12 protein-coding genes, 1 tRNA gene and 1 pseudogene are annotated in these 13,404 nt (G+C 39.8%); 6 read left to right on the forward strand and 8 right to left on the reverse strand.

The features are described from left to right. Positions 1-4: 4 nt before the first annotated feature. From C7H19_RS09105 to C7H19_RS27025, 7 genes and pseudogenes are all read right to left on the reverse strand, one after another. On the reverse strand, positions 5-193 hold the full coding sequence (locus C7H19_RS09105) for a DUF3285 domain-containing protein (protein WP_106456566.1): 189 nt from the start codon (positions 191-193) through the stop codon (positions 5-7). 71 nt (positions 194-264) lie between these two features. Beyond that, a protein-coding gene (prfB, locus tag C7H19_RS09110) for a peptide chain release factor 2 (protein WP_146136506.1) occupies positions 265-1,369 on the reverse strand; the annotation gives its coding sequence in 2 pieces (ribosomal slippage) (positions 265-1,296 and positions 1,298-1,369; 1,104 coding nt in all). A 40-nt stretch (positions 1,370-1,409) separates the two neighbouring features. Beyond that, positions 1,410-2,232, reverse strand: a pseudogene (locus C7H19_RS09115) (Rpn family recombination-promoting nuclease/putative transposase). A gap of 27 nt (positions 2,233-2,259) precedes the next feature. Beyond that, positions 2,260-2,475 (reverse strand): DUF6887 family protein, encoded by a 216-nt coding sequence (locus tag C7H19_RS09120; RefSeq protein ID WP_106456644.1) that lies wholly within the window; start codon positions 2,473-2,475, stop codon positions 2,260-2,262. Then, positions 2,472-2,651: a DUF6888 family protein gene (locus C7H19_RS27155; RefSeq protein ID WP_106456645.1), complete on the reverse strand. Its 180-nt coding sequence runs from the start codon at positions 2,649-2,651 to the stop codon at positions 2,472-2,474. Before C7H19_RS27155 ends, C7H19_RS09120 begins: the two co-directional genes overlap by 4 nt. 161 nt (positions 2,652-2,812) lie before the next feature. Further along, the gene (gene ftsH3, locus C7H19_RS09130) at positions 2,813-4,669 is read right to left on the reverse strand and encodes an ATP-dependent zinc metalloprotease FtsH3 (protein ID WP_106456568.1); all 1,857 of its coding nucleotides are present in this window, start codon (positions 4,667-4,669) and stop codon (positions 2,813-2,815) included. Positions 4,670-5,055: 386 nt separating this feature from the next. After that, positions 5,056-7,884, reverse strand: coding sequence for a Calx-beta domain-containing protein (locus C7H19_RS27025; protein WP_219907620.1), 2,829 nt, complete (start codon positions 7,882-7,884; stop codon positions 5,056-5,058). Between the two features lie 590 nt (positions 7,885-8,474). Between C7H19_RS27025 and C7H19_RS09140 the strand changes: the two genes are divergently transcribed. From C7H19_RS09140 to C7H19_RS09160, 5 genes are all read left to right on the forward strand, one after another. Further along, entirely contained in the window at positions 8,475-9,059 is a 585-nt protein-coding gene (locus C7H19_RS09140; RefSeq protein ID WP_106456570.1) for a phycobiliprotein lyase, read from the forward strand. 111 nt (positions 9,060-9,170) lie between these two features. Further along, complete coding sequence (locus tag C7H19_RS09145; protein WP_106456571.1) at positions 9,171-9,923, forward strand: phycobilisome rod-core linker polypeptide; 753 nt, start codon at positions 9,171-9,173, stop codon at positions 9,921-9,923. A 119-nt stretch (positions 9,924-10,042) separates the two neighbouring features. After that, positions 10,043-10,717 (forward strand): energy-coupling factor ABC transporter ATP-binding protein, encoded by a 675-nt coding sequence (locus C7H19_RS09150; protein WP_106456572.1) that lies wholly within the window; start codon positions 10,043-10,045, stop codon positions 10,715-10,717. 76 nt (positions 10,718-10,793) lie between these two features. Further along, positions 10,794-11,363 (forward strand): NYN domain-containing protein, encoded by a 570-nt coding sequence (locus tag C7H19_RS09155; RefSeq protein WP_106456573.1) that lies wholly within the window; start codon positions 10,794-10,796, stop codon positions 11,361-11,363. Between the two features lie 58 nt (positions 11,364-11,421). Next, positions 11,422-11,494: transfer RNA gene (locus C7H19_RS09160), tRNA-Glu, on the forward strand. Between the two features lie 193 nt (positions 11,495-11,687). Here C7H19_RS09160 and infC read toward each other — a convergent pair. Beyond that, the gene (gene infC / locus C7H19_RS09165) at positions 11,688-12,224 is read right to left on the reverse strand and encodes a translation initiation factor IF-3 (RefSeq protein ID WP_106456574.1); all 537 of its coding nucleotides are present in this window, start codon (positions 12,222-12,224) and stop codon (positions 11,688-11,690) included. 206 nt (positions 12,225-12,430) lie between these two features. Between infC and C7H19_RS09170 the strand changes: the two genes are divergently transcribed. Then, a complete protein-coding gene (locus C7H19_RS09170; RefSeq protein ID WP_425428886.1) occupies positions 12,431-13,393 on the forward strand; it encodes an alpha/beta fold hydrolase in 963 nt (320 codons plus the stop codon). Positions 13,394-13,404 lie beyond the last annotated feature (11 nt).

Genomic DNA, 13,404 nt, shown 5'->3' on the forward strand with positions numbered 1-13,404 from the left:
AATTTTAATGGGTGAGATAGGCTAAACCGACTAGCAATGCTAATAAACCTGTTGTAGTTAGAAAAAAGTGTTTTAACGATGTGCCTTTTTTCCGTACCATATTTCGCATGGCGAGTTTAACATAACTAGCTTGCGGTTCAGTAGATTTACTAGGCGTTTCGGTGCTTGGAGTCTCAACAGGTGTATTACTCATGATGGTGTAAGAAAGACAAATAGAACTGTTTCTAATGTAACAATTTGTTAACCTAAATGGAGTTTTGCTGATTATTCAGGAATTTGACGAAGATAAGCTTCAATAAACGGATCAAGATCCCCATTCATTACGCCAGTTACATCGCTGGTTTCAACATTGGTGCGTAAGTCTTTAACCATTTGATAGGGATGAAAGACATAGTTACGAATTTGAGTTCCCCATGCTGCTTCGACCATATCGCCGCGAATTTCGGCAATTTCTTGCGCTCGTTGTTCTTGGACGATTATTAATAATTTAGCTTTTAGGATAGCAAGAGCTTTTTCTTTGTTTTGTAACTGCGATCGCTCTTGGGTACATCTTACTGCAAGTCCAGTCGGAAGATGTACAATACGGACGGCGGTTTCTACTTTGTTGACGTTTTGCCCACCTTTGCCCCCTGCACGAGAGGTTGTTATTTCTAAGTCTTTTTCCGGAATATCTAACTTAATTGAATCATTATCTAACGCGGGCATTATTTCCACGCCAGCAAAGCTCGTTTGTCGCTTCCCATTGGCATTAAATGGGGAAATTCTGACCAAGCGATGGGTTCCTTTTTCACTTTTAAGATATCCGTAGGCGTAGCGACCTTCTATCTCTAGGGTAGCCGATTTAATTCCTGCTTCGTCACCTTCGGATATTTCGGCTAAACGGACTTTATATCCCTGTTTTTCTGCCCAACGAGTGTACATCCTGAGTAGCATATCAGCCCAGTCTTGAGCATCCGTACCCCCTGCACCCGCATTAATCGTTAAAACCGCCCCTTCCCCGTCATAAAGTCCTGATAGAAGTTGTTGCAGTTCCCAACGGTCTAAATCTTGTTTTAGCTGAGTTACGGTGTTTTCTGCTTCTTCAGATAAGGATTGATCTTCTTCTAATTCTAGGAGTTCTGCGATCGCTTTAGTATCCTCTAATTGGCTTTTCCACTTGTGATACTGTTCAATTTTAGATTTAGCTTCATCTAATTTTTGTAAGGTACTTTGGGCTGTTTCGGGACTATCCCAAAATGTCGGTTGTGCTGCGACTTGTTCTAAATCTTGAATTTGGGCTTTTAATGATTTTAAGTCAAAGATAGTCCTGAGTTTTACCCAGGCGCGTGCCGATTTGTTCGATTTCTCTTCTTAGTTCTGTCGTTTCCATATTTTTAATGTTTTATTGACTCGTAATATTGTACGCTAATCTAATTATTTTCTAATCTCGATTGTAGAGCTTGAACTTGAGCGATCGTTAATTTAGTTACTCTAGCAATCTGTACTAGATCAACTTTTTCTCTAAGTAAATTTAAAGCTATTTCTTCAGTAGCTTGTTGTTTACCGATTTGTTCGCCTCTCTGTTCGCCGATTTGTTCGCCTCTGCGTTCGCCGATTTGTTCACCTTCGGCTAAGATTTCTTGATAGATTACTGATTCTCTCATAATTTCGCTCTCTTTCAATCCGTCTGATGTCTCTCTGATTTAATGATAACCCAGCTAAGATAGCTGTCGATGCTGCTAGATCACTTTGTGTTATTCGGTTGGGAATTTGGTTAATTTGTTCAGCTACTTGAGTTAAAACATCGATGGGGTTTTCGGTTCGTGTGAGTACGGCTAAGGGAAATAAACCAGGTTTATTTAGAAATAATTCGGGTGATTCTTCCCACAGACGAATGACATTAAATCGATGCCTTAACTCGGTTAGCTCAAATGTGTTTTGTTGTACCAGTTCTGAATTAGATTTTTTGAGATAAATGACAACTTGATACATTTCTTTTTGGGGAAATTTTCGATACACTCGTAACCGATAATCAGCCATACGAAAAGGAATATCTGTTTTAGGTTCGGTCTGAAATTCTAGGTGTAAAACGAGATCATCGGACTGTAAAAAGATTAAAGAATCGGCTCGAATGGGTTGTAATGATAGTTCCGTTGGTTTTAATTCTGTTAAAGGAATAGGTACACCTAATAACCAAGTAGCAAAGTCTTCGGAGAACATTTCAGCGATAAATTTACAGACGTTATCGTACATAAGTGAAATAGATACACTCTCAAGAAATTAAGCTTGTTCTTCAATTTGTCTAATTTTTTCTTTTATTGTCTGTTTCATCTTCTCAATATCTTCAGGTGTTTTTGGGCATGGATAACCTAGGCTATTTTGAGACTCCCCTTTCCAACGGTCAACTAATTTATAGAAAGCCTCATCATCATTTTTATGAGAAAGTACATAAGATTTTAATTCAGCTTTGCTCATTTGCTCGAAGTCTGGTTTCATAGTAAAAAGTCCCAAATCCCATTAGGCTCAAGTTTGATTTGCAGTTCTTCTCCTGCAAATATATATATTATGCCATCACGCTCATCAAAGCGGAGTAACTCAATAGAATGATAAAAGTTGGTCAGGTACTGACATAAAATAATACAAGCTAATCCTTGTTCAGCAGTCGGAAAAATAGTTCCACCTCTTTAGTAATACAGTCTATTTTATTTTAGAGGTTTTTGCAGCGATCGCATGATAGGAAATTGATGAGCATGGGGAGAAAGGAAAAACTTTATTTATAAAAATGGGTGAGTACAAAACCCACCCGAAAATTAATGATTTAAGTAAATTAAAATTAAGCTAGAGCCGCCATTTTTACATCATTATTAGCCAAGATATTTTGTAATTCGTCTGCGTCTACGGTTTCTTTTTCTACTAACATTTGTGCAAGTTGATCTAAAACGTGACGGTTTCCGACTAAAACATCTTTGGCACGACGATACGCTTGTTCGACAAGGTTGCGGACTTCTTCATCTATTGCTGCTGCGGTTTCATCGGAAAAGTCTCTATCTGAGGCAATTTCACGACCGAGGAAGACACCACCGCCATTCTGACGACCGAGGGCAACAGGGCCAAGACGATCGCTCATCCCAAAACGGGTTACCATCTGACGTGCGACTCGTGCGACTTGTTGTAAGTCATTGGATGCACCTGTGGTTACTTCTTCTTCACCAAAGATAATTTCTTCGGCAATGCGTCCACCGAGGGCGACGGCCATTTGGTTTTGTAGGTAGGAACGAGAATATAAACCCGACTCCATGCGATCTTCACTGGGAGTAAACCAAGTTAAACCACCGGCACGACCGCGAGGAATAATGCTAATTTTTTGTACAGGGTCATAGTCTGGCATTAATGCACCGACTAAAGCGTGTCCTGCTTCATGATAAGCGACTAGAGTTTTACGTTTTTCGCTCATGACGCGGTTTTTCTTCTCTGGACCTGCGAGAACTCGATCTATTGCATCGTTTATCTCGTCCATCGAAATTTCAGTCAGGTTACGACGGGCCGCTAAGATAGCTGCTTCGTTGAGTAGGTTAGAAAGATCCGCACCAGTGAAACCAGGAGTCCGTCGGGCAATTTTATCAAGATCTACGTCTTGGGCTAAAGTTTTACCACGCGCATGAACTAAGAGAATTTCTTTACGTCCTGCATAGTCTGGACGGTCTACCACGACTTGACGATCAAAACGTCCTGGACGAAGTAATGCTGCGTCTAATACGTCGGGACGGTTAGTAGCTGCGATGATGATGATACCTGTATTGCCTTCAAAACCATCCATTTCGGTGAGGAGTTGGTTTAAGGTTTGTTCTCTTTCATCGTTACCACCGCCTAAACCTGCACCCCGTTGACGACCGACTGCATCAATTTCATCGATGAAGACGATACAAGGTGCGTTTGCTTTTGCTTGTTCAAAGAGGTCACGAACGCGAGATGCACCCACCCCGACGAACATTTCTACAAATTCAGAACCAGAGATACTGAAGAAGGGTACGCCTGCTTCACCTGCAACGGCACGCGCTAAGAGGGTTTTTCCTGTTCCTGGCGGCCCGACTAATAGAACACCTTTAGGAATTTTTGCACCAATGGCGGTAAAGCGATCGGCATTTTTCAGGAAGTCTACTACTTCAGCAAGTTCTAGTTTTGCTTGGTCGATCCCTGCAACATCTCCGAAGGTGACTTGGGTTTGGGGTTCCATTTGAACTCTTGCTTTAGATTTGCCGAAGTTCATTGCTTGAGAACCTGGTCCACTTTGCGCCCGTCTGAGGAGGAAGAAAAGACCCGCGAGTAATAAGATGGGGAAGAATAGGCTACTTAGGGCGCGTACCCATGTTCCGTCATCTTTTTGGGGTTCTACGGAGATATCAACGCCGTTTTCAGTTAGGATGTTGATCAGTTGGGGATCGTTGGGTAGGTTGACGTAAACTTGTGTACCGTCTTGTGTTGGTACTTTGGCACGAGTTCGATCGGCACTTAATCTAACACTTTCTACTGTACGATTTCTAACTTCTTCTAAGAATTTGCTATATTTCCATGTGGTATGAGGTTCAGGTTGTCGCTCTAGGAAAGCTGATCCTAATGCTAAAACGACAATCAGCAAAAGAGCATATAATCCAGCGTTACGCCATTTCTTATTATTATTATTTTTGTTCACGCGATAAGCCTCCTGGTTAGGCGGGGATATAGTTCTAGAGTGAGCGATGGGGTGTCTAACAGTTGACCCAATGTATCCTCTTTGAATGCGATCGATGATGACTCTTGTTAATTTATGTTAACGTTTCTCATGAAGTTTTAACAGTATTTTTCTACTTTCTCTCGTAAAGCGCGTTTTCACAGAAGCCGATTACAGTTGGCTGTATAATAGTTATTTATAATGGTTGACTTTTAGTCAATTATAATGTATAAAGATTTTCCTTTCTTTAGATATTTATTATGTAAGAATTTAAAAACCAAATCCAGTTAAAAAAAGGGTTTGGCGACCAAACCCCTACTCTTAAGATCAAGGGTGCAATTAAATAGGATTTGGTATTACAAAATTTACTAAGCAATCACCAAAATATCTTGATTAGTCATTGCTAACCCTGTACTTAAAGTGGCTATAGAGATGGCCGCGTTTACACCATTTCCATCGCTATCGAATAAAAGTTGACCGTTAGTATTGTTATAAATAAAGCGATGATTAGCAGTAGTCGCGGCTGCACCTTGGATAAATTGTGTTGTTGCCAAAGTTCCCACCGTTAAACCACTCTTAAAACCTACTTTAGAAACAACAATAGTGTCATCACCCACTGAAAAATCAGTAATTGTATCAATACCTTCAGATGGAAGATTAAAGACAAAATTATCTAAACCTGCTTTACCCGTTAGAGTATCGTTACCCTCACCACCAACTAAGGTATCATTTCCGGCAAGACCATTTAAGCTATCGTTGCTAGAAGCACCTGTGAGACTATCATTTCCTGTTCCTGCGTCATCATTGGTAATAGTACTGGTTACTGCACTGGCTGTACCGATACTATAACCTGAACCAGGAGTCAGAGTAAGATTTACAGTTTCGTTCGGTTCAACGGTTGTATCAGAAAGTGGATCTATTATCACAAAAGCGGTATTTTGTCCAGTAGCAAATGATACGTTTCCTGTTGTAGCACTATAATTAATTGCCCCAATTGGAGTATAGTCACTGTTGAAAGTTGCTGTACCGCCTACATTAAAGTTAACGATGAGAGAGTTAGTTAGGTTTCCAGTTCGTGTGAAGGTATAGGCAATAAAAGAGAAACCATCTTCGGTGACAATGCTGGGATTAGTAGAAAGGGTTACAGTAGCAGGGGGAATTTGAGGATCATCGTTACTAATCGTGCCTAAACCTTGATTATCAGTGATAATCGCATTCGTTGCATTGCTGAGATTAACAAAGAAAGTTTCGTTCGATTCTACTGTAGTATCGCCAATAATCGGAACTGCGATCGTTTTTGTCGTTTCGTTAGTCGCAAAAGTCAGTGTACCTGTAGTAGCCGTGTAATCGCTTCCTGCGGTGGCTGTACCGTTAGCTGTAGTATATTGAACGGTAATCGATTGGGTGGCTGTACCCATGCGAGTAACGGTGAAGACAGCATTATTAGTACCGCTATTGCCTTCAGCAAGGGTTACATTATTAATAGCTAGTTCTACCTCAACAGGTGCGATCGTTACAGTTTGATCCGAAAATCTTAGGTTTTGAATACCATACAATGTATCTATACCATCACGATTAGCGACTGAATCGGTAATGGTAAATACTCCCCCATTATTAGTCCATGAATACTGAGAACGATTTCCTACATAAGCGGCTGTATCATTGTCCAAACCCCCATACAAGGTATCATTCCCTAAACCACCTTCTAAACGATCGTCACCTCGTTCGCCAAAAAGGACATCATTACCCCGCAATCCTCGAATCGTATCATTGCCTAAACCACCGAATAACTGATCAGAGTAAAAATCATCTCCATCAATTGTCTGATTAATATTATCGGTGTTGAAGATGAAATCAGCCGCTTGTAGTTGACTAAAATTGATGTCATTAATTTTTAGTATTGATGTACCACCATTAAAATAAGTGGTAATCAGAGCATTATCTTGATTATCGTTGCTGATCAGGAGTTGTAGAGTTGTCCAATCACTGAGGTTAAGACTTCTCACATCGATTTTATCTTGTCCCTGCACAAAATCTATAACGACATCACTACCAGCCGAGTAATCAAAAACGATTACATCTTTACCAGTACCACCATAAAAAGTATCGTTACCAATTCCACCTTCTAAACGATCGTCACCTCGTTCGCCAAAAAGGACATCATTACCCCGTAATCCTCGAATTGTATCATTGCCTAAACCACCGAATAGCTGATCAGAGTAAAAATCATCTCCATTAACTGTTTGATTAATATTATCGGTGTTGAAGATAAAATCAGTCGCTTGTAGTTGACTAAAATTGATGCCATTAATTTTTAGTATTGATGTACCACCATTAAAATAAGTGGTAATCAGAGCATTATCTTGATTATCGTTGCTAATCAGGAGTTGTAGAGTTGTCCAATCACTAAGGTTTAGGCTGCTAACATCGATTTTATCTTGTCCCTGCACAAAATCCGTAATGACATCAGTACCAGCCGAGTAATCAAAGACGATCGTATCATTTCCCGTACCACCAGATATAGTATCATTTCCGACACCTGCGATTATTCGGTCATTGCCTCCAGCACCACTCAGGCTATCATTACCTTGTATCCCATTAATTACATCATCGTCATTGGTTCCTGTAATCGTATCATTTCCAGTGGTTCCAGGAAAATCCTGAAACTCAACTGCGATCGCTTCCCCATTTACGATAATAAACCCTGTATCATCTTCTTGTTGTAACTGCGCTAATTCCTGCGCCATCAAATCATATCCTAATATCAAAGCAGCAAAGATCGCTCCTTCATCCCCTTGACTATCGGTTGTATTCAGTACACTATCTATTTTGTGTCCAATTTCTTCTAGAAGTAAGGCTGCGATCGCTTCTATATTCTGTTGATTTTCTCTTATAAATTCTTCCGATATATAAATCGTATCTGTTTCTAATGAAAAAGCCCCGTTAGCACCTTGTAATACGTTATTATTAACGATTTGAATTGATGGAATGATCCTAAAATCATCGTTTTGCCAAGAGGAAACTAAATCTAAAGCGACAGAAGTATTGAAATTACCTCCAAAAGCTTGTTGAAGTGTAGTCAGATAATTCGATGAACTAGCAAAGGAGCTTAAAGAGTTTTGAGTTTGGGATAAGGCTATAGTTAACAAATTTTGATATTCAAAACCAGAATTTAACACAGTATTGTGAGATTGCATATTCGATGACTCCATTTTTTAGATAAACAGAATAAGTGTCCTTCATATTTTGCTCTACATTCGTTTAAGTCTTGCTTCATTGACCTAAATAACTAATTTTTTATCTCAAAAATAATTAGAGACTTAGTGTCAAATGACTTTGTATTTAATTTATTTTTTTGATTTTTTTGGAAGGGTAGGGAACTAAATAACTCAAACGTAGATGAGAATAAATGTACTTCGACTCAATAGTCTAGTTAAATCATTTATAACTATAAAAGTAGATTTAGCATTCTGTCAAGTGGGCTAATGACTGATGATAATTTTTGCCAAAGCAAATCTAAAAATTGTTTTAAACGACTCAAAGTTATAGAGAACAGCTATCGAATTAAATCTTAATACAAATCTTTTTCGTCGGTTATAATATTGCTTAAAAAAATTAAAAAATAAAGATGATGTGATCTTAAAAGAGACAAATAATAATTTTAGGGTAGTAACAAGCTTAGGCACAGAAGTGTCAAACTTTTTATCAATCAAAGCTTGTTGTATCTGCCACAAATACTAGGTAACTTGGTACAGTAAGAATACAAGACTTAGGAGACTTAAACTTAGTGGATGCGATGGAATTTTTTAAGCAGAGTGGGGGACGCTGGAAATCGCAACGGACAACCCATCATTTAGCCTTTAGACGGGCTGAAACTGGCGGATCTGACATTTATGTCGAAGCATTAGACGCAAAGCATCCGAAAGTCATTGAAATCTGTCAAATGCACGAATATGATCCTAATCTCGCGGTTGGTGGAGCGTTTGTCAGTTGGGATGGTTCGATGGCTTGGGATAAAGATGACGAAAACCACGAAGGAACGACGATCTTTGCTTTAATTCCCGATGCTGATAATCCTAAAGCGGGTGTTTTACTCCGAGAAAGAGGTTACGCCGAAATTGTTCCGATCGCTGGACGATATCACATAGACGAACTTAATGGACTGGTTTTGATCACCGAATACGATACCATGTCCACCATCGAACGGTTTTGGTTTGCCGATCCTAATTTACGCCTGAGAACCAGTACGGTTCAACGGTTTGGCGGATTTAATACAGCGACCTTTTGTGCGGAAATGCGCCATGAATCAGAAACCGAGTCATCGACTCATAGCACATCCGATACCCCTTTTTATGCCGTGAGTGGCTGGTAAATTCTTAATAATTGTAAGAATTTTTAACATATCTCAGCACTTATGCACTGACTCCCTTATGATGGGTAGGAAAGTTTTTGCATTGTTCGTTTCAATACGGAGGTTCTTTCCTTGGCTATTCCTCTCTTAGAGTACGCGCCCAAGACTCAAAATGCGCGTGTTACAGGTTACGAAGTCGGTGGAGACGAAAAACCCAAAGTCTACACCACCGAAAATATCTTGTCTTATTCGGACATGACTGAACTGATTGAGGCGGCCTACCGTCAAATCTTCTTTCATGCTTTTAAAGCAGACAGAGAACCTTTTCTCGAATCTCAACTCCGTAACGGACAAATCACCGTTCGGGACTTTGTTCGGGGTTTACTCTTATCTAATACTTACAGAAACAGTTTTTACGAAAAAAATAGTAACTATCGTTTCGTAGAACAATGTGTTCAACGAGTATTAGGTCGTGATGTATACAGCGAAAAAGAAAAAATTACTTGGTCTATCCTAATAGCGACTAAAGGTATTCAAGGTTTTGTTGATGCGTTACTCAACAGTGACGAATATTTAGAAAACTTTGGTTATGACACCCTGCCTTATCAGCGTCGTCGTAATTTACCTGGTCGTGATGCGGGTGAACTACCTTTTAACATTAAATCACCTCGTTACGATGGCTACCATCGGAGTCAATTGGGCTTCCCCCAAATTGTTTGGCAAAACGAAATTCGTCGTTATATCCCTCAAGAGAAGAAAGCAAAAGCTGGCGATCCCTCTTTATATCTCGACATGGCTCGTGGTTTAAACAGTGCTAAAGGAAACCCAACACCTCGTGTTAGTGCGTTGAATATTAACATTGAGGCTTCTGTTCCTCGTCGTTAATAAAAAATTGCTCGACTGTTGAGTGGGGATAGTTGCGGATTGGCTAGATGACGAACGTGTATTAAACTCGGTTATCTTGTGGATCTGTGACTACCCCCTATTTGATGGGAAAATGTTTTATGAATGATTCATCTTTTGGCATTTCTGTTAAAGATATTGATTTTAGTTGGTCCTACGGTGTCCCCATTTTACAATCTTGTTCATTGGATGTGCCGAAAGGGGAATTCTGGATGTTGTTGGGAACCAATGGAAGTGGGAAATCTACACTACTCAGGATTTTAGCGGGTTTACTGACTCCTCAAAAGGGAGAAATTTTTATGACTGAACCAATGGGATTTGTTTTTCAAAATCCTGATCATCAGTTAGTGATGCCGACGGTTGGCGCTGATGTAGCTTTTGGTTTAGTGAAAGAAAAATTATCACTCGTGGCAATAAAAGATCGCGTTAGAGAAGCATTAGCCGCCGTTAATTTATTAGATTTAGAGAGACGACCCATCTACGCTCTCAGTGGGGGTCAAAAACAACGCATTGCGATCGCTGGTGCTTTAGCCCGTCATTGTGAGGTTTTGTTATTAGATGAACCAACAGCTTTACTTGATGCAGATACTCAACTCGAACTCGTCGCACAAGTCCAACGTTTGGTCAAAAATCGCAACATTACCGCTTTGTGGGTGACACATCGTTTAGATGAATTAGATTATGCTGATGGTGCTTTTTTACTCGAAGCGGGCAAAGTCGTCGCTCAGGGTGATCCCATCTTTTTAAAAGAAAAACTTTTGAAAACCCCTAATTAAGAAACGTAAATTTTTTGTTAACATTGGGAAATGTAGTTACTCATTGTCTAACTGTGTCAAATTCCTTTTTAAAACAATGTCTACTTCTTCCCCGTGTGCTTTACTTCTCGTTGATGGTTATAACATCATCGGTTCTTGGTCATCTTTACAGAAAACCCGTGATCAACATGGTTTAGAGATGGCTCGTTATGAGCTAGTCGAAAAACTGCTGAACTATACAGCCCATCAGGGTTATAAGACTCAAGTTGTTTTTGATTCTTATTATCAAAACACGCCTGGTTCCCAAGAGGACTACAGCCCCAATTTATCGATTTATTTTACAGCCTTTGCTCAGACCGCAGATACCTACATCGAAAAAACCTGCGCGTCTTATTACTCACGTCGTGCTGTCCCAGTTGCTTCTCGCTTAATTGTCGCTACATCCGATCAAGCACAGCGCATAACTGTACAAGGCTATGGCGCGGAATGGCTTTCTGCTAAACAACTCGAAGCCGATCTAGATTTTATCCATCTTCAAATAAAACGCAAACAACGACCCAAAAATCCGGCTCAAGGTCGTTTTTTAGTTAATTCTCTCGATATTAAGGTTCAACAACGTTTAGCCGAGTTACGTCACGGGATTAAACCCGACTCAAAAAACTTTTAAAAAAACTCTTGACTTTTCCAAATATTACCGATATATTAGTAAATGTCTGAAAAAACAAGCCCCCATCGTCTAGTGGCCTAGGACACCTCCCTTTCACGGAGGCGACAGGGATTCGAATTCCCTTGGGGGTATTAAAAAAGGGATACTAAAAGAAAGGTGATATTGTTGAAGTACATTTTAGCAATCATCTTAGTAATCGACAAAGCAGTCTAAACATATTTATAAAAATATGTGGGGATAGGGAATTAAAATTCTCTATCTAAAGTTATAAGTGTTTTATTTTCTTGAGCAAAGGGTTTGGAGACCAAACCCATACATTACATATTATTTTTCTTTTTTCGGTGACAGTAACATCATCATATTACGGCCTTCTTTTTTCGGGGCTTGTTGGACTTCAGCGTGTTCCTCTAAATCTGTCGCCATGCGTTTGAGTAAATCTTCTGCTAGGTTAGAGTGTTGAATTTCGCGGCCTCGAAAGGTAATAGTTGCTTTGACCTTATCTCCATCTTTAAGAAAGCGTTTTGCTTGGTTAACGCGGACATGATAATCATGGTCATCAATTTTGTAGCGCATTTTGACTTCTTTTACATCGGCCGTATGCTGCTTTTTCTTCGCTTCTCTGGCTCTTTTTTCTTGTTCAAATTTATATTTACCGTAATCCATAATACGGCACACAGGGGGGTCGGCTGTTTCGCTGACCAAAACAAGATCGAGTTCTTTTTCCTCGGCCATGCGTAACGCATCGTCTGGCGTTAGTATGCCTAGCTGCCCTCCATCGCTATCAATGACGCGGATTGTAGGAAAGCGGATTCTTTCGTTAATTTGAGGCAGATCGCGTTGATTACGTTTTCTTTCAGTCACAGGCTTTTGTTATCGTCTCCGATGAATATATTGCAATAGAATTTGAGTCAGTGAGTAATAAATGATTTAGGATGACTCTGTTCTTTAATTTTAATTGTACTCAAACCGTTTGGATTTGTTTTTAATTGAACTTAATCCATCTGTGTCGCTTACTATGGGACGATTAAAATAGAAATGTAAACATTTTTTAAGTTGAGGTGTCAAGCGTGACCGTTCCGATGGATTGGAGACAGCGTATCGGGTACTCTAGAGACTGGGTATGGCGGGGCTGGCAAATTCGTTACACTTTTATGCCCTCATCAAGAGAATTAGAACAAATGAATCCTCCTGTTATTCTACTGCATGGATTTGGGGCAGCGATCGAACATTGGCGCTCTAATATCCCCATTTTAGGAAAGCAGCATCGAGTCTATGCCTTAGATTTATTGGGTTTTGGTGCATCGAGAAAAGTCTATACAACCTATAATATAAATCTTTGGGTTGAACAAGTTTACGATTTTTGGCGAAACTTTCTGCAAAAACCTGTTATTTTAGTCGGTAACTCAATTGGTTCTCTGGTGTGTTTACTCGCTGCTGCAAGATATCCAGAAATGGTTAAAGGTATTGCTATGCTGAGTTTACCTGATGTTTCCCTCAGACAAGAAGCCCTTCCGGGTTGGTTAAGTCCTATAGTGACTAATATCGAAAATTTATTCGCTTCACCCGTACTGCTTAAACCCCTATTTCGTTTTTTGCGTCGTCCAAATATTTTACGAAAATGGGCTAATATTGCTTACGAAGACAAAAAAGCTGTCACAGATGAATTACTGAATATTTTAGCCAATCCCGCCCAAGATGAAGGTGCAGAACGGGCGTTTTGTGCTTTGTTTGAAACCGCACGTAATCCTAATTTTTCGCCTTCAGTTAGACAACTTTTACCTAATATATCAATACCGATGTTGTTGTGTTGGGGTCGTCAAGATAGAATGGTTCCTTTTGCCCTAGCGTCTATCTTCTGCGATCTTAATCCTAAAATTGAAATGGTTGATTTTGATGGGGCGGGTCATTGTCTCCATGATGAATGTCCCGATCGCTTTAATGCTATCTTACTGGCATGGATTGAGAAACATTTTCATCCAATTGGGTCAAAAAATTTCATTGAAAAGGCGGAGACTGCCCTAGATGTGTGATAAGATACGAG

Origin of the sequence: Aphanothece hegewaldii CCALA 016, from assembly GCF_003007785.1 — a bacterium.
Lineage (GTDB): Bacteria > Cyanobacteriota > Cyanobacteriia > Cyanobacteriales > Microcystaceae > Chroococcus > Chroococcus hegewaldii.